Here is a 22,349-nt window from a genome sequence, read left to right as displayed (position 1 = left end):
AGGATCTAATTTTATGGACTATCTATACTGGTTCCTCAATACCTTTGGTAAAGGCCTTGTTTTTTAATTTACAGCTATTTGATGTGTTCCTTTATAAATACCTGAGGATTATAAAACCGTTCATTCAATTGCGTATTATTAAAAGTTAACCAGCTTGCACAGCCATAATCATCAAATTTTTTCCTGATTTCCAAATGAAGATGGTGGTAATCGCCACCATACTTTTTACTTTCCTGCGGTGTAAATAACCTTGCTAATTTCGTATTTTGATCTACCGCCTGACCGTTGCTTACATAAACTTCTTTCAGGTGTTTGTAAGAGGTAAACATCATTTGGCCGTTAGGGAGTTTATGTTTAACCACCACAGTACGTTGATTTTCACCCAAATGTACAGAGCAAACTATTCCGTTCGCCATGGCATAAACGCCAACGAGTTTGGTTTTGGGTTGAGTAGGATTGATATCTATGGCCGTATGGATATGGCCTTTAAAATAACTGTCGCGGTGATCGCCAAAAATGCTGATGATTCTGATGTTATTTACTTTTTTTCGGTTAACCAAATCAAAGGGTAGGAACCACTGATCGGCTGTTTTTGCCGGAGACGCATCCGTGTAATAAGGTTTCCAGCGATCGCGGTCTTTTTCAATGGTTGGCGTTTCGAATAATAAAATAGATAAAAAAAGAAATAATTTTGTTTTCATGCCAGGGATTAATTTAGGGCAAGATAATGATTTTTTAGGGTAAACTATTTTTATAGTTTAAAAAAAGGATCTTCATCTCGATTGCGTTTTACTACGCTCGAAATGAAGTTCCTTATTAGATTTTCGCGGTGGTAGATGGTAACATCTGCCACTGATTCAAATAGTTTAGGCAGATACAGTCAGATGGTAACTAACTCCACGGTAAAATAATTACACCAAAATATCCTCTTTCAAAGCTTCCGCAGCCGGGTTAAGCAAAGTGCCAATTAATTCCGGAACCGGAACATCGGTACTTTCGCTGTAACCATGTGTCAACAACCTTACCCTATTAATGCAAACCCTGATAAATTCAGGTACAAAAAGGTCGAATTTTTCAAATTTTGAGGCTAATTCTGGGTTTTCCTGTTGAAATGCTAGAATTACATCTGCCACCTGACGCCAGAATTGTTTTTCGTCCATTCCCACATAACTGTGGAAAATGTTGCTTAGATACCTAAAAACGGCATCAAAGATGCCCGAAAGAATAAATAAAGGCGCCAACTCATCATTAATTTCTCTTAGAATATCCACCAGGTCATTCGGTAACTTTGATTTTGATTCTTCTGTTAACACAATCTCCTCTACAAAATCTTTGATGATAATGCGTTGTGGTATGCCGTTTTTCATTACCAAAATGGTGTTTTCTCCATGTGGACTGAAGAAAAAAGCATGTTTGTAAAAAATCCTTAACACTGGTTTCAGATAAGCTGATAAATAGGCATTTAACCAGCTGGACGCATCTAATCCTGATTTTTCGATCAGTGCTTCAACCATACTTTTGCCCTTGTCATCGACATAAAGTAAACTGGCCATCGTCATCATGTTTTCGCCCTCAAGCAAGTAATTTTCTGCACTTTCCCGCCAGATTGCACCTAAAAATTCCTGGTATTGATAAGGTGAACCAGGTATTTCACTGTATTGCGGATGTGTATAGGCTACGGTTGCTACCTCTCCTAAAAGTACCACCCGTGTCTGTTTTAAATATTCATCGCCTTGCAGCATATCTTTTGCCCATTGGGTTACTCTTGGCGCAATAGCCAGTTTTTTTGGCGATAACCCTCTGAAAATGGAAGTATTTAAGATTGATATGGCCGTTTTTACGTAGTGCTTTTTGGGTTGACTTACGTTAAAGAAAGTACGGATACTGTTCTGGCACATGTATTCATCATTACCAATACCTACCGGAATAATCAGCTGATGGGCGATATCGTGTGCAAGCTGTAATACGATTTTATTGTTCCATTGCCATTCGTGCACGGGTATAAAAAGATAATCATCGGGCCGCAGCTGCTGTTGGATCAATACCTGATTAAAATCGTGCACTTGCTTTAAGCTGAGTTCTTCATTATAGAAAGAAAATGGAGAAATACTTTCAATACTTTTAAAGGTTGCCCTCGATTGATGTACGGCTAACCAGGCCAGTTGTGTTTTCTGCGCGGCTTCAGGCGCATATTTGCCCTGATCGCTATGGTTAAAACCGATCCTCCCTTTATTGATTGTTGCCCAGGGATGTCCATCCATCTGATGCTCAATGGTTTGGTAGTCGGAGTTGGCCAGTTCATCAGCTGTTAAACGGCCTTTTTCGTGGATATAGGCGTCCGCATATAAGGTATTTAGTGTTTCTTCAATAAAATGGGCCAAGGTAAAGGGTTTAACCCCAAAGGTTTGCTGTAATTCGGTATAAAAAGCAGGTGCATTGTTTACGGCTACGCGCTCACCGTCGACAAATTTTTTGATACTCTTTTTATCAATATGCAGATAATCTAAAGCACGCAATTGACCAGAGAAAGTATAATAAACATGATTGGTATCTGTAGCCAGACGGAACTCAGAATTTCCCTGTTCATCCGTATTGATCAGCGTTGGTTCAGCTAATTTCTCGTGCATCAACTCCACAATCGATTTTGCTATATAGTTTAGGTTTACCCTATCCCAAATTTCTTTTTTCAAAGGTTTTATGTGATTGAAATTGTTGTAATTCATGGTATTTTTTAAGTTATTGTTAGTCCGGATTTGTAATCCGGATTGATTTGTTTTATGAAATCAATTCTTTATGGTCGGGATTACAAATCCCGACCAACATAGTTGTTAGTCCAGATTTGCAATCTGGATTTTTTGTATTCCTGATTTAAAATCCTGCTCACTGGTCGGATTACAAATCCCGACCAGCCAATTGTAAATCTGCTTCCGCAAACTCATCTTCCTGCTGCTCCTCATCTACACTAAACTGTTGAAACGCAATTCGTTTTTCTACCGGATAGATTTCGAAACCGAATATGGCATTAATGATGGAGGCATTGCGGTAGGCGCCCATGCCCAGGTCCGGTGTCACGAATCCATGGGTATGCAATTCGGCATTTTGAACAAAAACTTCGTTTCCGTTTACATCAATAGCATAGTTGCGGTGTACGTTGAAAAGACCATCGGCATTGCGTGTTATCCGATCATTGATGCCGGATAAAAAGCCAGGTTCATTATATTGGTAACCAGTTGCCAATATCACAAAATCAGTGTCAACATTAAAGTCTTTTTCGCTTTCGGTATGGTAAAATTCAAGTTGGTATTTACCACCGGTATTTACTGTTAAGTTGTTCAGTTGGCAGTTGGGCATCAGCTGTGCATTCACCTTTTCACCATCAACACTCAATTCGTAAAGTTTATCAAAAATCTGGTTAATCAGTTCGAAATTTATTCCCTTGAACAAAGAATTTTGTTTGCCCAACAGTTGTTTGCGTTTGGCATCATTCAAATGATAAAAATGATCTACATATTCGGGGGAGGTAAGCTCCAGTGTCAGTTTCGAATATTCCATAGGGAAAAAGCGATCTGGTCTCGTAAACCATTTCAGTTTTAATCCATTTTCAGTTTCGGGCAAAAGATCGTAGAAAATTTCTGCTGCACTTTGTCCGGAGCCGATAATGGTTACGGTTTTTTGATTCAGCAAGGTGGGTTTGAATGTTAAATATGCAGAAGAATGGATCACATTTTGATGTTCAAACGGATCAATAAAATTGGGTACTTTTGGCCCCGTACCGGTTCCGAGTACGATTTTTTTAGTCAAAATGATTTCTGTTGCGCCGGTTGCCTGATCAACTTTTTCTACCTGATAAATGCCGTCAGCGTAATTGATATGACTTACTTTCTGCCCGAAATGGCAGTTCTGCAGGTGATTGATTGCCCATCTGCAATAAGCGTTATACTCTTTGCGAAGCACAAAAAAATCTTCCCTGATGTAGAATTTATAGAGGCGATCTTTTTGTTTGAGGTAGTTTAGAAAGCTGTAGGCACTGGTTGGATCGGCCATGGTAACCAGGTCAGCCAGGAAAGGCACCTGTAAAGTGGCATCGCTCAGCATCATTCCAGGGTGCCAGTTAAACTCGCTGGCCTGATCTAAAAACAAGGTGGATAAACTATTGATGGGCGCGCATAAAGCCGCCAAACCTAAATTGAAGGGGCCAATTCCGATCCCAACAATGTCATATATTTTCTGTTCCTGCATTATATTTCCTCCGTTTCAAATTGTGCTGTTTTTAGCATGGCATAAGCTTTGGCCTCAGGGAATTTTTCCCAGTACCAATCACGGTAACAGAAGGTTAACGTGGCCGTTTTGTGTGGCATTTCAATTACTTTTTGGTACCTGTAGCCCAAACGTGTACCAAACATATGCATGGCTCTGCTTTCTACCGCTGCCTCGCCGATACATTTGCCAACCATACTCTGGTCAAAAACAAAATCCAGCATGGCCTGTCCGGTTGGGAAACTAAATTTTTTGTCTTTTTCAGTAGGCGCAATCAACAGGTGAGAACCATAGTCAGAGCTCAGGGCTTCATAACAAGCGCCAACACCATCCCGCATGGGCCAGTAAGGTTCGATAGTAAAATTAGGCTCTCCGTTAATTTCACCTATAAAACTGTGCGAAGCGTCGCCGGGAATTAAGGTGCGGTAAAAAAGTTCCAGCGCTTTAATCGGTCCGTCCATTTTCCAGATCGGTTTCGCATGTTCCTGGTTAAACCAGTCGTGTACCATTTCCAGATCGCGGTCTATATCGAAAGAACGGATCGTAATGGTAATATCCTCTTTAGGAAAGAACCTACTATACATGGCCTCCATGGTTTTCGGTTTGATCAGGTTGTCACAGAAGAAATATTTGGTTAAAGGATTCGGGAACGCGCGGTAAATAGCAGGATTTTCGATAGGGGCGCTCGCTTCGTCTATGTTGCATAAATTGGTAAGCAGGTTGCCTTTAACTTCCCAGTCGCGGCGATTGATGATATAATCGACCAGGCCAGTGGTATCGCTGTTTTCGAATTGTTTAAATTCGAGGTAAACCAAATCTACAAGGCTTTTTTCTTCGGCCAAACCATTGCTTGCAATGGCATTTACCACACCCAAAATATTGTTAATAAGCAGATAATAAGTAAGTTTTGGCAGAATGTATGCATTTGGAACAATCGAGCCGCTTTCTGCAGCAATACCCGGACACGCCTTTTCCAGTGCTTCTGCCCGGGCATCGCTAAAGAAAAAACCCTGATTATCTCTGAAATAAAGTTTGGCAGGATAGTAATTTTTATCCAGTTCTACCATTACATTTTGCTGATGGAACTCAAAGGCCATCCCAAAATTATTGTAAAGGCCAACAATTGGCGTTACACACAGATGTAGATACTGCTTAAACCAGTTTACAGCGGTTTGCGTAACGGTTTTGTTTTTACTGATGGCAGCTTCTTCGATCAGGTTTACCATTCTTGGCTTTTGGCCCGGCAAAGCATCCTGGCAAAGTGCTGCTAATAAGGTCACATTTTTTTCTGCTTCTTCTCCTTTAAAAGGATTATGCCTGATGCTGATATTGAAGCCATCAATGTTTTCGCCCTTATAGTTTACGGTGATAAAGGCAGGGTCGGTAATGAATTCGATTTCAGGAAATTCTGCCTTGGCAGCCTTTCCATAGGCTGTTTTTAACAATCTGCTTACGTCATAACCGCGATGAAGTTCCCGCACCAGATTAACCCTTTCTGAATTGGTTATTTTTACATGTAAAGAAAATTTAAGCATCCAATCGCTTAAGGCGTGGTAAACCGTTCTAACAGAAGATGTTGGGGTATACCATTCTCCGAAATGCCCCAAAAAGACCAGCAGTTTTTCTTGCTGCATCGCTTTTACATTCGGAAGTTCAAGCAAGTGTTGGGCCTCCCAGGGGTGCATGGGCACTACTTTATGATTGGGATGCTGATCGAGCAAGCTGATTATTTCCGTATGATTGCTATCTAATAACTCTATTCTAAAAAGATCGGTCATGTCAAAACCTTCTGCATTTTTCTCTATAATGTTTTCTGCTGAGATCAGAAAATAAGCCAGCTGGAAAGACCCCTGCGTTTCCGGCGAATATTTTAAAAGGTCTTCTTTACTGTTAAAACCAGACCTCCCTTTAGGAAAGGGGTGCGCATTGTGACCTAAAAACAGAGATTGCTCTGCTTCGATGAAGCTCATTTTGGCAAAATTTACAGGCTTGCCATTTTGTTTAAAAAATGATAAAAATGCTTCGAGGTTTTCTATGCTGTTGGCCAAACGCTGTTTAACCAGATCGGCATCAACAGCACCGAATTCCTGCGCACTGAACTGGATAGCCAGTTCCATGAACCGGTATATCGTGATGGGATTGATGGCATCTGTAACAATATTTCTTTCAATTACAGGGAAATTAAATACATGCCGGCCACTATCGGCATAAAATTTCAAAGGTGCATATACTTCGTAACCAATAGCACTAAAATCGAATCGAATGTGCAAACGGTCATTCGTGGTAAGCAGGTAATTGGCTAAAGGTTCATCATATTTTGGGACGCCTATATAACGGCTCCAGTTGGTAAATTCCCGACAGTAACTGTTTAGAAGCGCATTAAAATTAGTTTCTTCTGAAATCTGCTGAAGCCTGGTTGAGTCTAACATATTCATTTCCATGTTTTTTAATGATTTTAATAATGTTTTCAATATCGCTGATGGTAGTTAGCGGGTTAAGTAAGGTAAACTTAAGGTAGAACTGTCGGTTAATTTTGGTGCCGGCAACCAATGCTTTTCCTTGATTGAACATGGCTTTTTTGATGTATTGGTTCATGGCGCAGACATTCAGGTGCAGGTTTTTTGGGTGGTAACGGAATACCAGTGCACTCATGTCGGATTCGTTCATCAGCTCAAAATCTTGATCTGAATGTAATAGTTCGGCAATTTTTGCTGCGGTCTCAATAATCGTATTAAAATAAACACCCAGTTTGTTTCTACCCATCATTCTGAGTGTGAACCAAAGTTTAAGGGCATCAAATCTGCGGGTGGTTTGTATCGATTTGTTCACCTGGTTCGGCAAACCATCCTCATCATGGTCTTTTGGATTTAAATAGTCAGCATGATGCGTTATCAGGTTGAAGAAGTTTTTATCCCGCACCAGGAAGCCACTGCTGCTTACCGGCTGGAAGAACGATTTATGATAATCAACAGTAACCGAATGTGCAAGCTCGATACCATTGAGCAAGCTTCTGTACTTGTCTGTCAGCAATAGTCCACAGCCATAAGCCGCGTCGATATGGAACCAGGTGTTGTATTTTTGACTTATGGATGCAATTTCTTTCAGCGGATCAATATTTCCGAAGTCGGTGGTACCTGCTGTACCTACAATGGCAATGGGAATATTGCCCTGAGCAATTTCCCGCTTAATGGCATCTTCCAGTAAAACCGTATTCATCCTGAAACTGCGGTCGGTTTTGATCTTGACCACTGATTTTTCACCCAAGCCTAATAGTGAGGCGTTTTTCTGGATACTGAAATGCGCTTTTTCAGAGACAAATATTCTGAAACGGGAAGCTTCCCGGGGTAGTCCCTCAACCTTAATATTGTGGTTTAACACTGTAATGGAATAATGATCGCGGGCCAGTAAAAGTCCCATTAAATTGCTCTGTGTACCACCGCTGGTAAAAATACCATCGGCTTTTTTGCTGTAGCCAATCTGATCGCAGGTCCATTCAATTAGCTTTTGTTCAATCAACGTACCACCTGCACTTTGGTCCCAGGTATCTATAGAGGAATTAATGGCCGAAATCATGATTTCCGCAGCTACCGCCGGAATCACGATGGGGCAGTTTAAATGCGCAATATAAGCTGGGTGGTGAAAGGCAACCGCATGACTGGTGTAAAGTTGTTCAACTTCTTGCAGCAAAGCATCGTAGTTGGCATGTGTTTTTTCGAATTCGATCGAATCAAACAGTGGTCTTAATTCCGACGGCGATACCCCACTAAAAGGTTGCTGATTTTTAAGGAGGAATTTTTTTACCGCCTGGGTAACTTTTCCTACCGCATGCAGATATTCTGCTTCATTTTCGTGGTGAAAGATTTCCTTGGTCGGACTTTCCGTAAGGAAATCAATAAGTTCATGTTTTTCTAGGTCTGATGTAAGCATTTGGTTTCAATTTTTCAAAAAGTAAAAGGTGAAAGTTTAAAGGCAATAAGTAACAGGACATAGGAAGCCTAAATTTTTGGTTGAAAGGGCTAAAATAAAGGTTGCAATTCCAAACCTATCTCGACTGCTAAGATATATCTTTATTTAGATTGATTAAAAATAATATTGAAAATATTTTTAACATTTGGATATTAAATTATTCAATTAAAATGAGTTAAATGATTTATTGTTGAAAAAAAAATAAAAACAAAAAAATTATTTGGATTTAATCTAAATAAATTATTGCTTTGCGGGAAATATTCGGTTAATGCACTAAACAAATAAAAATGAAAAATCTATACTTAATTATAATCCTGATTGCTGGATTTATCGTTACCAGTGAAGCGCAAACGATTACCGGGAAGGTAATGGGCGAAACGGCTCCACTTGCCGGAGCAAATATAAAAGTGGAAGGTAAAAGCGCTTCGGCTACAACCGCTACTGACGGTAGCTTTGAAATTAAATTAACTGCAGGTTCCTATCAATTACAGGTAAGTTATGTAGGCTATACTACCATACAACAAAAAGTGAGTTTGGTTAAAGATCAGACCGTTAATCTAACCCTTTATTTAAGTCCAACGGCTAATATGCGAGAGGTTGTAGTGGTTTCATCCCGTAAGCCGACAAAAATAAGCGAGATACCAGGTACCGTTTGGGTAGTGGACGGTGCAAAAATCCAGGAACAGGCCAGAGCCGGAGTTCCCCTTAAGCAAACTCTGGCGCAATTGATTCCAAGTTTGGATGCCGGCCCCGAAGGGCGTACCAATTATGGGCAGAACCAGCGGGGGAGGGATGCATTGGTAATGATTGATGGCGTATCGCTAAACAGTACACGTGGCGTAAGCCGTCAATTCGAATCGATAGATCCGTTTAATATTGAAAGAATCGAAGTTTTATCTGGTGCAAGTGCTGTTTATGGCGGGGGTGCAACAGGTGGTATCATCAACATCATCACGAAAAAAGGGCAGGATAGTCAACCCAGTTTTACTACACAGTTTGGTGTACGTAGTGGTTTGAAAGAAAAAAGCGATCACGATGTACGTGTAGCACAGGCTATTTCTGGCGGTAGCAAAGATTGGAGCGGGCGCATCGGTATGGCTTTCCAGAAAAATAATGCCGCCTTTGGTGCAGATGGAAAGCAGATTTTTACGGATATTACCCAAACTGATTTACAGTACAACCAATCTTTTGATTTCTTTGGAAGTACTGAATTTAAATTGACAGATTATCAAAAACTATCTGTAAATGCCCAGTATTATAATTCGGGTTACCGCGGTGATAAAGACCTTTTCTTAGGGGCAAATTATGGTGGCTTATTATCCAATCCGGCGCTTTTGGAAATGAGAAACGGTTACGCGTCAGATGTCGACCCAAAAACAAACAGAGCCAACATCAATGCCAATTATCAGGCAAGCGAAATTTTAGGCGGACAGACATTGTATGTACAGGCCGCTGCTAGAAGTGAGGAGCTTAGCTTTCACCCGTTCCCGGGCCAGGCGGCTATACCACAACGGCTTTACAGTGGTTCATCTATCCAAAACACCAGTTACAGTGCTTTAAAACTGGTATTGAACAAAGATTGGAACAAGCTGAACCTTACTTATGGCGTTGATGCAGACAACGAAAATTTTAACGCACAGCAGGCTTTGTTTGATAGGGCAAAAGCCTTTGCATCTGGTGGTTTAACTAATACTACAGTAGCAACAATTGCACGTTATCCTGATTTCAGGGTAAATGGTTTATCTGGTTTTTTACAGGCGCAATTTAAGGTAACTGATTTCTTAAGCCTGTCGGGAGGTGTACGTCAGCAACGGATGTTTGTTAAAGTGGGCGATTTTGTGGGTACCGCTGCTGCGGTGCCTTTGGCTTATGGCGTTGGCAGAACCGCAACGGCTATTGCCGGTGGCGAAAATCATTACGACGTAAACCTGTTAAACGGCGGTTTGGTATTTAAAATCAACACAGCTCAACAGGCATGGGTTAATTTGTCTCAGGGCTTTAATTTAGCTGATCCTGCCAAATATTACGGACAGGGCAGTTATACCCTGGTAGGTACCAACTACAATTTAGGCAATTCGATTAATGTTGGAAGTTCGCCTTTAACCGGTATTAAAACAGAACAGTACGAAGCCGGTTACCGTTACCGCACAGGCATATTTAATGCGCAGGTAGCGGGTTTTTATGCCTTATCTGATAAAAATGTAAAAACCAACAGCACATTCAATATCGAGGTTTTCGATGAACATGTTAGAAATATCGGAGTTGAAGGTTCGTTATCATTGAACCTGAAAAATGGCTTCGAAGCGGGTGTAAACGGTTTATACATCAAAACACAGAAACAAAATGCTGATGGTACCTGGTCGTTGCAGGATATCACGGTTGCCAGTCCATCAAAAATTGCAGGCTACCTGGGGTATAATGGAAGGGTTTTTGGCATAAAGGCTCAGGCTTTCCACTCCTTTGATTCAAAAGGTTATGCCACAGTTGCAAATGTTGTGGTACAAAATGAGTTGAAAGGCTTTACCACTGTTGATTTGCTGGGATCGGTGAAGTTATTTACGGGAAGTTTATCATTTGGTGTACAAAACCTGCTGAACAAAAACTACCAGACCATCTGGAGCCAGCGTTCACAGTTTTTATATCAATCTTTAGCAAAGAAAGAAACGTTTTATTATGCTGGCCGCGGCCGTACGTATAATTTAACCTATACGCTTAATTATTAATTTTTTAATCTAAATCGTCATTGCTTCGTCGGCTGAAAAGCCTTCTCGCAATGACGATTCTACTATAGACAACAAATGCCCCAATTCGGGGCATTTGTTGTTTACTTCTTCTTCAGTTCAATCACCGTAATCTCCGGCCAGATTCCAATTCTACCCGAAAAGCCGAGAAAACCAAAACCTCGGTTTACATTCAGATATCTTCCATTTTCGGTTTTGATGCCGGCCCAATGTTTGTACCGGTATTTTACCGGACTCCATTTAATTCCAAAAGCTTCAATGCCAAACTGCATGCCGTGTGTATGGCCAGCCAGTGAAAGCTGGATTTTTGAGGGATAATTTTTAACCTGCGCATCCCAGTGTGAAGGATCATGCGAGAGCAAAATCTTGAAGTCGTTAACATTAGTGTTTTGTAAAGCCTTATTCAGATCGCCACGTTCTCCAAAACCAATTCCCCAGTTTTCTATGCCCGCTAATATGATTTTTTCTCCATTTTGATGTAGTTCTACATGTTCATCTAATAAAAGTTTAAAGCCCAGTTCTCTGTGGTAAGCTTTTAACCGATTCAGGTTCTGTATTTTATCTGCTTCCGTGGGCCATTTGATATAATCACCATAATCGTGATTGCCTAAAACAGAAAATTGTCCGAATGGTGCTTTAATCTGCGAAAAATGCCCGATGTAGGGGGCAATTTCAGCAGCGGCATTGTTGACTAAATCGCCGGTAAAAACAAACAGATCGCTTTTTTGTGCGTTGATCATATCAATACCTTTTTGTACGGCCTTGGGGTTGGTAAAACTTCCGGCATGTACATCCGATATTTGTGTCAGGGTAAAACCATCAAAGCTCACGGGCAGATCATCAAAATATAAGGTATGTTTGATTACCCGGTAAGCATATTTTCCCTGAGTAATGCCGTATGCAAACAGGGCAATGGTTAAACAGAACATTACAAAAGCAAAATCTACCCAGTAATTGTTGCGCCCGGACATATGGAATCCACCTGGTTCAAAATTGGTAGCGAGTGCCATCAATAATCGTAAAATGTCGCCGAGCAGCAGAAAAAATGCGAAGACAATTTCTGAAGCAAAAACAATCAGAAAAGCATGACTGACGATCTGGAAAAACTTATTGATGCCTTGGATTCGCACCTGCTGAATGGCGAATAATAAGGAAAAAGTTAAACCGATAATAAAAACCCAAAAAATAGGACTTAGTAGGCTGGATTGATTTAGGGTACCCAGGCCAGATAAAACATAGGCGTTGAGGGATAAAAATATGATTGCGACTATAATGAGCGGCAATGGATTGAGTTTTCTTTTCATAATTAGAAATCGGTAAATCGGAACAGGATAAAATAGAATTTAAACGCAAAGAGATACTTCCTGTTACGACAGTCTGTTATTTTTACGCTTCTTTGATTAAAGCAATTTCTATTTTGACGCGTTATATTTATCAATATGATAGTTAGTTGAATTAAAATCAACTTCCTGTTGCATATTTTATAATTTACTTTCTTTTATTAGCTTTGTACAAATATGCTATCCAAAAAAACAAAATATGCCATAAAAGCGCTTGTTGCGCTGGGCAAAAATTTAGATAAACCGCCCATGCAGATTTCTAAAATTGCAGAGGAGGAGCATATTCCTAAAAAATTCCTGGAGCAAATTCTGCTCGATCTGCGTAATGCAGGCTTCTTGTACAGTAAAAAAGGTGCAGGTGGTGGTTATAGCCTCAATAAAAAACCGGAAGATATTTTATTGGTGCATGTAATGCGCGTAACCGACGGGCCGATTGCCATGGTTCCGTGCGCAAGTTTAAACTTTTACCACAAATGTGATGAGTGTGTAGATGAGAAAACATGCGGTATCAGAAGCGCTTTTATTGATGTAAGAGATGCTACGCTTAAGGTTTTAACCGAAACCAGCATTGCAGACGTGATTGGCCGTGAGGATAACCTGAAAATCGGTATCGTTAATTTATAGTATTTATTTTATAAATAATGCTTGCGCTCGTTTCCAAACGAGTGCATCAATAGCTGTAAATGATAATCTCACGAAAGTTAGCAGTTATTAGTTGGCAGTTTGCAGGTATTCCTGTCTGAATTTAATACCCGGATTTTTCCATTCCAATATGCTTTAGTTGAAATGATGTTTTATTAGCGTAAATTTTTTCATAATAAATTACTACTATTCCTATATACTTTATATATTTGGCGTATGAACTTCAATTTTATACCTAATCAGTTAACCGCTACGCAAATGATGTGCTGTTGTTGTAAAACACAGTAACAGGAGCCTACAGATAATTTTAAGTATAAAATATGGAATGCTTCTCGGTAACAGGGAAGCATTTCTAGAATAAGCTAACAACACATATGCAAAGTTTCAGAACAGAACTCGAAAATCCGGTTGTCGAGCAGGACATTATCGATTTGGAGAATAAGATTAAAGCTTTCAGAGATGGAACCATCCACGAAGAGAAGTTTAGAAGTCTGCGCCTGGCTCGCGGTGTTTACGGACAAAGGCAGCCAGGTGTGCAGATGGTGCGTATTAAACTGCCGTTTGGTAAGGTTACCTTTAAACAGTTGTTGCGTATTGCCGATATTGCCGATGAGTACGGAAGTGGCAATTTACACCTAACAACGCGTCAGGATATCCAGATTCATTATGTGAGTTTAGACCGCACGCCGGAGCTTTGGGCTAAGTTAGAGCAGGATGATATTACCCTTCGTGAAGCCTGCGGAAATACGGTGCGTAATGTAACCGCTTCTCCCAACGCGGGAATAGATGCAGAAGAACCTTTTGATGTTTCGCCTTATGCACAGGCAGTATTTGCCTACTTTTTGCGTAATCCGATCTGTCAGGAAATGGGCCGCAAGATTAAAATTTCTTTTTCTTCGAGCGATAGGGATACCGCATTTAGCTACATTCATGATTTAGGTTTTATTCCTAAAATTAACGAAAATGGCGAACGTGGCTTCAAGGTTTTATTTGCCGGTGGTTTAGGGGCACAGCCCTTTTTAGCCAATGCCGTTCACGAGTTTTTGCCTGAGGATCAGTTAATTCCTTTTACTGAATCTGTTCTTCGCGTGTTCGACCGTTATGGCGAGCGAAACAACCGTAACAAAGCACGGTTAAAGTACCTGGTGCAGAAATTAGGCTTAGCAGAAGTGCTGCGTTTGGTTGCGGAAGAACGCATTGCCAACAAAGTAAAAACATTTAAAATTGATGTTAACGCTGTTCCACAGCCACTCTTACCTTTAGAACAAGAATATCCTGCGGTAGAAATATTGAATGAAGCCCATTATAAACACTGGTTAGCCACCAATGTAGTGGAGCAAAAGCAAGCTGGATTTTATGGCGTTTATGTAAAAGTTCAGGTAGGCGATATCAAAACAGATAAAGCAAGGGCATTTGTTGATGCCATCAGGTTATACGTGGCTGATGAAATCAGGATTACCCAAAACCAGGGCTTATTGTTAAAATTTGTGCGTAAGGAAGCGTTGCCTGCCCTATATACCGCATTAAACAAAATTGGCTTTACTACAGCCGGTTTCGATAGTTTGGCCGATATTACTACTTGCCCAGGAACGGATACCTGTAATTTGGGCATATCGAACTCAATGACGCTTGCCGAAGTTTTGGAAGATGTGATTTATACTGATTTTCCGGAGTTTATTTACGAGAAAAACATCAAGATCAAAATCAGTGGTTGCATGAACTCTTGCGGTCAGCACGGTTTGGCCGAAATCGGTTTTCACGGAAGTTCGGTAAAAGCTGAAGGAAAAGTGGTGCCGGCTGTACAGGTCATGTTGGGCGGCGGAACGGTTGGTAATGGTGTGGGCAGGGTAGCCGAACGTGTAATCAAAGTACCTTCTAAAAGAGCAACCGGTGTTTTGCACTTTATCTTAAATGATTTTAAAGCCAATAACCTGGCCGATGAAAACTTCCACCAGTATTATGACCGAAAAGGTAAAGACCATTTTTATCAGCTTTTAAAGCCTCTGGCTGATTTAACAAATCTTCAGACAGAAGAATTTGTAGACTGGGGGCATGCGGAAGAATTTGTAACTGCCATTGGCGTGGGAGAGTGTGCAGGTGTAGTGATCGATTTAGTGGCTACTTTATTGCTGGAAGCGGACGAAAAATTTGACTGGGCGAAACAGAACTTAGATAAAGGTGCTTATGCAGATGCTATTTACCATACTTATGCTGCATTCGTAAGCGCAGCAAAATCATTATTATTAGATAAAGGAGTAAATAGCAGCACACAGGTTGGCGTGATCCGTGAATTTGATAACCACTATGTAGAAACGGGTGAATTTAATTTACCAACCAATTTCTCTGACCTGGTGTTACAGATCAATAAAAACGAACCAACAGCAGCGTTTGCGCAGCAATATTTTGAAGAAGCCAATCAATTTTTAAATCAGATTAAGGAAAAAAGAGGGGCATCTTTGAAATGAGGTTTGAGATAATAGATCTCATACAATAGATATGAGCATTGAGAAATGCAGACGCCAATCGCTCTGCGCTAAACAACTCTTTATCCAGTTTTTCAAGATAGAATAATTAAAAAGAAACATGGTCAACCAAAATATAGAATCAAGAATTACACTTTTAGGCGCAGGCCCCGGAGATCCGGATTTATTAACCTTAAAAGGTGTTAAAGCATTGCAAACTGCTGATGTGGTATTGTATGATGCTTTGACTAATGAGGCTTTACTGGAGCATGCCCCTGCAGAAGCCATTAAGGTTTACGTAGGAAAACGTTCTGGTGAGCATTCTTATCCTCAGGATACCATTAATAAATTGATGATCGATTATGCCTTAAACTATGGTCATGTAGTGCGTTTAAAAGGTGGCGATCCATTTGTTTTTGGCAGAGGGTACGAAGAATTGGATTATGCCGCCTCTTATAGCATTCCGGTCAGTGTTATTCCTGGTATTTCAAGTTCGATCGGTGTGCCGGGCTTGCAGCAGATTCCGGTTACGCACCGCGGTATGAGCGAGAGTTTTTGGGTAATTACCGGAACAACTACTTCTGGCGAAGTTTCGGCCGATATTTATCAGGCAGCACAATCAAAAGCCACGGTTCTGGTACTGATGGGACTTAAAAAACTATCTAAGATTGTAGAAATTTTTAAAGCTGCAGGCAAGCACAATTTACCAGCCGCTGTGGTTCAGAATGGATCTGCAGAAGATGAAAAATTAGTTGTCGGCGTAGTGGAAACCATCGAAAGTTTGGTACAACAGGAAAACATTAAAGCACCTGCTTTATTGATTTTTGGAGAAGTTGTATCATTGCATCCCTCATTCAAGGACTTAATTAAACAATATGCAAGTATTGCCTAACCAACCTGATGATGTAGCACCTTTTTCTGAAGAAGAAAAAGGTAACCAGCTTTTTCCGGTTTTTATAAAGCTGAATAAGCTGCGTACATTATTAATCGGGGCAGGGAATATTGGGTTGGAGAAATTAACAGCGATTGTAAATAACAGCCATAGTGCTACTATTACTATTGTCGCAGAAATCGTCTCGCCAGAAATTTATACACTTATTGCAAATTATCCACATATAAAGGTGAAGCAGAAAAGTTTTGATATCAACGATCTGGATGATATTGATATCGTTTTTGCCGCAACCAACAACTATATTTTAAATGACGAGATCAGGAAGGTAACGCACGAGCGCGGTCTGCTGATCAATGTGGCTGATAAGCCCGAACTTTGCGATTTTTACCTTGGATCGATCGTTCAGAAAGGCGATCTAAAAATTGCCATTTCCACCAATGGAAAATCGCCAACCATTGCCAAACGTTTAAAGCAGATTTTAAATGAAGGTTTACCTGCAGAACTGGATGAAACGCTGCAGAACATGAGTGCTTTGCGGCAAACCTTAAATGGCGATTTCTCGGCAAAGGTTAAAAAGCTGAATAAGGTTACCCAAAGTTTAATTAACCCTAAAAAGAGTTTTGCAGAACGCAATATCAAATGGTTAATTTGGTTGGCTGCAGTTTTACTGCTTGGTGCAATCGGGCTTTCGCTTTGGAATACCGAGCCCGAATTTCAATCATTCCTGATTAATATCGATCCATTATTTTACTGGTTTTTAGGAGCAGGATTTGTATTTGCATTAATTGATGGTGCCATTGGGATGTCATATGGTGTTACCACGGCATCATTTTCGCTGGCTATGGGTTTACCTCCCGCATCAGCAAGTATGGCGATCCACATTTCTGAGGTGATGAGTAACGGAATTGCAGGCTGGATGCATTACCGCATGGGCAATGTAAACTGGAAACTTTTTAAGATCTTAATTCTTCCGGCGATCATCGGTGCGGTACTGGGCGCATATATTTTATCTTCACTAGAACACTATAGTGCTTATGTTAAGCCGGTTGTGGCCGTTTACACCCTGTTTTTGGGTGCTGTTATTTTAATGAAAGCCTTTAACATCAAAAGAAAGAAAGCCGATCAAAAAATTAAGAAAATTGGTTTGTTAGGCTTTTTTGGAGGTTTTATCGATGCAGCTTTTGGTGGCGGCTGGGGTTCAATCGTATTATCCAGTCTGATTGCAGGCGGCAGGCATCCATTGTTTTCTTTGGGGACGGTCAAAATCAGCCGCTTTTTTATCGCCACTTTGAGTTCGCTTACTTTTTTCACCATGTTGGGTGGCAAACATTGGGAAGCCGTTGTAGGCTTAATTATCGGTAGTGCAATCGCATCGCCGATAGCCGCAAAAGTATCCAACAAAATTTCTGCAAAAACCATTATGGTTGCTGTGGGGATCATTGTAATGATCGTAAGCTTGAGAAGCGTAATTATGTTTATTTTAAAATTAATATAGTGATGGGGAACCTGGAGAAGATCAAAGCAGCACTGAAAGGTTTAACTACTATAGATAAGCTGAAATTTTTGGCTAATGAATATGCCGGAGGTATTATATTTTCGACCAGTTTTGGCTGGGAAGACCAGGCAATTACCCATTTAATTTTTGCCAATAATATCCCGATCAAGGTTTTTACTTTAGAAACCGGACGTTTGTTTCCGGAAACTTATTATGTTTGGAACCGCACATTAGAAATTTATAATAAACCTATTCATGCCTATTATCCGCAGAACGAACTGTTACAGGATATGGTAAACACGAAAGGTCCCAACAGCTTTTACGAATCGGTAGAAAACAGAAAAGAATGCTGTTACATCCGCAAGATCGAACCTTTAAAAAGAGCGTTAAAAGGGAACGACATCTGGATAACAGGCATCAGGGCCGATCAGAGTGCCAACCGCGAAGATATGCACGACCTGGAATGGGATGAGGGAAACCAGTTAATTAAATTTCATCCTATTTTCGACTGGACTTTGGATGATGTGAAAGCATACATTAAAGAAAATAATATTGTATACAATACCTTGCATGATAAAGGTTTTCCGAGCATAGGCTGCGCACCCTGTACAAGAGCAGTACAGCCGGGTGAAGATTTTAGGGCCGGAAGGTGGTGGTGGGAAGACCAAAGTAAAAAAGAATGCGGTTTACACGCAACTTAAGGTATAAGGCGGAAGGCTTATAGGGAAAAGGTTGATATTTTTTATAAAGAAAATATTGGAATATCTGAACACTCAAAGTCTACCACAATTTTTGACAACAATAACAAATACAAATAGTTGAAAAAGGAACGGTGCTGGCGCGCAACTTTCCAACATTTCAACAATCAAACATTTCAACGTATAAAATGAGTACATATAATTTTGATTATTTAGATGAGCTGGAGGCCGAAGCCATTCACATTTTACGTGAAGTTGCAGGTCAGTTTGAAAAACCAGCCCTGTTATTTTCAGGGGGAAAAGATTCGATTACCCTGGTTCGTTTAGCAGAAAAAGCTTTCCGTCCGGGGAAATTTCCTTTTCCACTGGTACATATAGACACAGGTCATAATTTCGAAGAAACCATTACCTACCGCGATCAAATGATAGAAAGAATTGGCGAAAAACTCATTGTTGGTTCTGTTCAGGAATCGATCGATCAGGGAAAAGTTGTGGAGCAGACCGGAAAAAATGCAAGTAGAAATGCCTTGCAGACGGTGACCTTGCTCGATACCATCGCCAAATATCAGTTTGATGCCTGTATTGGTGGTGCACGTAGAGATGAAGAGAAAGCCAGGGCAAAAGAGCGTATTTTCTCTGTTCGTGATGAATTTGGCCAATGGGACCCGAAACGCCAGCGCCCTGAACTTTGGAACATTTACAATGGTAAAATCCACAAAGGAGAAAATATCCGGGTATTTCCGATCAGTAACTGGACTGAGCTGGACGTATGGAATTATATCCGTCGCGAAAAAATAGAATTGCCAAGCATTTACTTCTCTCACGAACGTGAGGTAATTACCCGCAACGGACAATTGATGGCTGCCTCTCCGTTTTTAAATATGGATGAGGAAGATGTGGTAGAACGTAAACAGGTTCGTTTCCGTACGGTTGGCGATATGTCTTGCACCGCCGCGGTAGAATCGGACGCATTTTTGATCGATGATATTATCTCTGAAATCAGTGCCTCCAAAATTTCAGAACGTGGCGCACGTTTAGACGACAAAGTTTCTGAAGCCGCCATGGAAGACAGGAAAAAGGGAGGATATTTTTAAAGGGAGATTTGAGATTTTAGACGTGAGATTTGAGAACCTTGCATTTGTATAGCATCTCAAGTCTGTTATCTCAAATCTAAATAAATCATATTAAAATTTTTAAGGGAGATTTGAGCCTGATGATGTGTGATTTGCTAATGTTGTGTCTGTCTCATATCTATGGTCTCATATCTCATATCCAAAAAACATGAACATATTAAAATTTTTCACAGCAGGCAGCGTAGATGATGGTAAAAGTACCTTAATCGGCCGTTTGTTATACGATACCGATTCCATTTTGGCTGATCAGTTAGAAGCTTTACAACGCTCTAACCGAAAAAATGATGATGGAACAATTGATTTAGCTATTTTAACTGATGGTTTAAGGGCAGAACGCGAACAGGGAATTACCATTGATGTGGCCTACAAATACTTTCAGACAGAAAAACGTAAGTTTATCATCGCGGACACGCCTGGTCACATCCAATATACCAGAAATATGGTTACAGGTGCTTCCACGGCTAATCTGGCTATTATTTTAATTGATGCCCGTAATGGTGTGGTAGAACAGACCATCCGTCATTCCTATATTGTTTCTTTATTAGGCATTAAACACGTGGTGGTTTGTATCAATAAAATGGATATGGTTGATTATAGCGAAACTGTTTACAGCGCCATTATAGAAAAATACAAAATTCTGGCGCAGCAATTAAAACTGGCTGATGTAACCTATATTCCGGTAAGTGCATTAAAAGGCGATAATGTGGTGCAAACATCAGAACATATGCGATGGTATGAAGGCGAAAGTTTGTTACATTTCTTGGAAAAGGTAGATACTGATCACTTAGACCGGTCTCAATTGGCACGGATGCCCGTACAATGGGTGGTTCGTCCGCAAACAGCAGAACTGCACGATTACCGTGGTTATGCCGGACGTGTGTTGAGTGGGACCTTCAATCTAAATGATAAAGTTACCGTTCTTCCTTCAGGAGCAAGTTCAGTTGTAGAAAAGATTGAATTTTTTGATGAGGAACTTGCTGCCGCACACGCCGGTCAGTCGGTTATTATTCATTTAAAGGATGATGTGGACATTAGCCGTGGTGATACCATTGTAAATGCATCGGCACTACCGCAGGAAACAAAACTGATTGAAGCAGACCTTTGCTGGATGGATACCCGTGCGTTGGATACTTCCATCATGTACAACATTCAGCATAACAGCAAGGTTACCAAATGTAAAATCAATGAAATCCTGCATAAGGTAGATATCAATACCTTAGAAAAACATCCTGCAGAAGAATTCAAATTGAATGATATTGGTCGTGTGATAGTGAAAACCGCTGATGCTCTAGCGTTTGATTTATATGATGATAACCGCGCAAACGGTTCGGCTATTTTGGTTGATACCCGTACCAATTTAACGGTTGGGGCGCTCATGTTCAGGGCGGCAGTAGAGTAAGATGTGATATGGATAATGTGAGATGGAAAATGGAAGAGGTAAGATGTAGCAATAATCAAATAAATATTTTATTAACTGATCCTAAAATCTTATCATTCCTAAACAATAGAATTACAACCAAATATAGTAATGAAAGCTTTAGATTGATCTGAAGTGAAAGCAATTTCAGTGGGGTGCCAGCGGTATCCCATTTTTCATTAAAGGGTTTTTGTATATTTAACTTATGGAAATGTTTAAAAAGAACATCTTCTTTTATACCATAATTATAACAACATGAAAAGAAATTTCTTATACCTTGTTCTTGCAGCTATTCCCTTTGTTTTTGCCTGTAATCAATCAGCTAAAAAGGCTGATACCGCAAAAAAGGATTCAGTAATCAATCAAACCTGCTACGCTGCTTTCTTCGAAAAAGACAGCGCAGCGATGATTGTAAAAACGATGGCATCTGGTAAAGTAACCGGTTCACTGTTGGTAAAATATGCTGACAAACCCGAAAATAACGGCAAAATCAATGGAAAGTTTAATGGTGATACCTTGCTGGTTGATTATCGTTTCAATACGGGCAAAGACACCACAAAAGCATTTACCAATCCACTGGCCTTTCTAAAGAAAGATGGTAAACTCCTTATGGGGGTTGGACAGATTGAAACCACTTTGGGCAGATCGTATTTTGTTAAAGGGAAACCCATTAATTACGAAGCGGGTAAATTTACTTTTTCAGAAGTAGATTGTAAATAATCCCCAACGGTGTCATCCTGAGCGCAACGAAGGATCTTTCATTCCAAATCATACTCCAAAGATTCTGGTCTTAGCGTCTCGCTAAGACCTTGTTCAATTTCTTTTGCCACGTTGGTAGAGAAATCAAGAAGCTATTTTCTATCGCGAACCGTCACCTGACTGATGGCTCGGATTTATTTCAGGGGGGCGTGCTAATCATTGTCACCCTGAGGGATAATTTATTTTATAAAAATCAATATAGATGACGTCACTAATTACTTATGCCATACAGCCCAGTCTTGCCTCGGCTTACCGCCGCCGAATGGCTCTTACTTTTTGGCATCAAAAAGTAACAAAACCGAGGCATTGCCGAGCTCATTAATACAAATAAAAACAATAGACAACCATTAATAAAATGCGGACTGAAAATTTATTCATTTGTTGTTATATTTTTCAGCTGCATTCATGAGGGCTATGCCGTTTTCTTTCAAAGCCAGTAATAGGGCTCGGTCAGTGGAATCCGAAAAATTTGTTAGGCCGGATTTAAGTAGAACGGGGGCACAGTGCGAAGGCCTTGTTAGACGGAAATGCATTGTGCACAAGTGTC

The 22,349-nt window shown here is 40.4% G+C and carries 15 protein-coding genes; 9 read left to right on the top strand and 6 right to left on the bottom strand.

The features are described 5' to 3' along the window. Positions 1–74 precede the first annotated feature (74 nt). The 5 genes from QZ738_RS04920 to QZ738_RS04900 form a co-directional block, all read right to left on the bottom strand. Positions 75–701: a M23 family metallopeptidase gene (locus QZ738_RS04920; protein WP_293785234.1), complete on the bottom strand. Its 627-nt coding sequence runs from the start codon at positions 699–701 to the stop codon at positions 75–77. 210 nt (positions 702–911) lie between these two features. Continuing rightward, positions 912–2,690 carry an IucA/IucC family siderophore biosynthesis protein gene (locus QZ738_RS04915; protein WP_293785232.1) on the bottom strand — a complete coding sequence of 593 codons (1,779 nt, stop codon included), beginning with the start codon at positions 2,688–2,690 and terminating at the stop codon, positions 912–914. Positions 2,691–2,892: 202 nt separating this feature from the next. Next, positions 2,893–4,239, bottom strand: a complete 1,347-nt coding sequence (locus tag QZ738_RS04910; RefSeq protein ID WP_293785230.1) for a SidA/IucD/PvdA family monooxygenase — start codon at positions 4,237–4,239, stop codon at positions 2,893–2,895. After that, a complete protein-coding gene (locus tag QZ738_RS04905) occupies positions 4,239–6,692 on the bottom strand; it encodes a GNAT family N-acetyltransferase (RefSeq protein WP_293785229.1) in 2,454 nt (817 codons plus the stop codon). The genes QZ738_RS04910 and QZ738_RS04905 overlap by 1 nt, the downstream gene beginning before the upstream one ends. Next, complete coding sequence (locus QZ738_RS04900; RefSeq protein ID WP_293785228.1) at positions 6,643–8,184, bottom strand: pyridoxal-dependent decarboxylase; 1,542 nt, start codon at positions 8,182–8,184, stop codon at positions 6,643–6,645. Before QZ738_RS04900 ends, QZ738_RS04905 begins: the two co-directional genes overlap by 50 nt. Before the next feature lie 326 nt (positions 8,185–8,510). Here QZ738_RS04900 and QZ738_RS04895 point away from each other — a divergent pair, with 326 nt between their 5' ends. Then, positions 8,511–10,946, top strand: coding sequence for a TonB-dependent receptor (locus QZ738_RS04895; RefSeq protein ID WP_293785227.1), 2,436 nt, complete (start codon positions 8,511–8,513; stop codon positions 10,944–10,946). A gap of 101 nt (positions 10,947–11,047) precedes the next feature. On the opposite strand, the gene QZ738_RS04890 is transcribed toward QZ738_RS04895, so the two are convergent. Beyond that, positions 11,048–12,268: a metallophosphoesterase gene (locus QZ738_RS04890; protein WP_293785226.1), complete on the bottom strand. Its 1,221-nt coding sequence runs from the start codon at positions 12,266–12,268 to the stop codon at positions 11,048–11,050. Positions 12,269–12,481: 213 nt separating this feature from the next. Between QZ738_RS04890 and QZ738_RS04885 the strand changes: the two genes are divergently transcribed. The 8 genes from QZ738_RS04885 to QZ738_RS04850 all read left to right on the top strand — a co-directional run bounded on the left by QZ738_RS04885 (position 12,482) and on the right by QZ738_RS04850 (position 21,763). After that, entirely contained in the window at positions 12,482–12,928 is a 447-nt protein-coding gene (locus tag QZ738_RS04885) for an Rrf2 family transcriptional regulator (RefSeq protein WP_090499724.1), read from the top strand. A 392-nt stretch (positions 12,929–13,320) separates the two neighbouring features. Next, complete coding sequence (locus tag QZ738_RS04880) at positions 13,321–15,411, top strand: HEPN domain-containing protein (RefSeq protein ID WP_293785222.1); 2,091 nt, start codon at positions 13,321–13,323, stop codon at positions 15,409–15,411. 118 nt (positions 15,412–15,529) lie between these two features. Continuing rightward, positions 15,530–16,300 carry a uroporphyrinogen-III C-methyltransferase gene (gene cobA / locus QZ738_RS04875; RefSeq protein ID WP_293785220.1) on the top strand — a complete coding sequence of 257 codons (771 nt, stop codon included), beginning with the start codon at positions 15,530–15,532 and terminating at the stop codon, positions 16,298–16,300. Continuing rightward, complete coding sequence (locus QZ738_RS04870) at positions 16,284–17,795, top strand: TSUP family transporter (protein ID WP_293785218.1); 1,512 nt, start codon at positions 16,284–16,286, stop codon at positions 17,793–17,795. Before cobA ends, QZ738_RS04870 begins: the two co-directional genes overlap by 17 nt. A 2-nt stretch (positions 17,796–17,797) precedes the next feature. Continuing rightward, positions 17,798–18,496, top strand: a complete 699-nt coding sequence (locus QZ738_RS04865) for a phosphoadenylyl-sulfate reductase (protein ID WP_293785296.1) — start codon at positions 17,798–17,800, stop codon at positions 18,494–18,496. A 185-nt stretch (positions 18,497–18,681) separates the two neighbouring features. Beyond that, on the top strand, positions 18,682–19,587 hold the full coding sequence (gene cysD / locus QZ738_RS04860) for a sulfate adenylyltransferase subunit CysD (RefSeq protein ID WP_293785216.1): 906 nt from the start codon (positions 18,682–18,684) through the stop codon (positions 19,585–19,587). Positions 19,588–19,774: 187 nt separating this feature from the next. Further along, positions 19,775–21,025 carry a GTP-binding protein gene (locus QZ738_RS04855; RefSeq protein WP_293785214.1) on the top strand — a complete coding sequence of 417 codons (1,251 nt, stop codon included), beginning with the start codon at positions 19,775–19,777 and terminating at the stop codon, positions 21,023–21,025. Positions 21,026–21,298: 273 nt separating this feature from the next. Beyond that, on the top strand, positions 21,299–21,763 hold the full coding sequence (locus QZ738_RS04850) for a hypothetical protein (protein ID WP_293785212.1): 465 nt from the start codon (positions 21,299–21,301) through the stop codon (positions 21,761–21,763). Positions 21,764–22,349: the final 586 nt, after the last annotated feature.

The sequence above is a fragment of the uncultured Pedobacter sp. genome, assembly GCF_913776295.1.
Lineage (GTDB): Bacteria > Bacteroidota > Bacteroidia > Sphingobacteriales > Sphingobacteriaceae > Pedobacter.
Note: the sequence above shows the minus strand (reverse complement) of the source record. Positions and strands in the feature narration are given on the sequence as shown.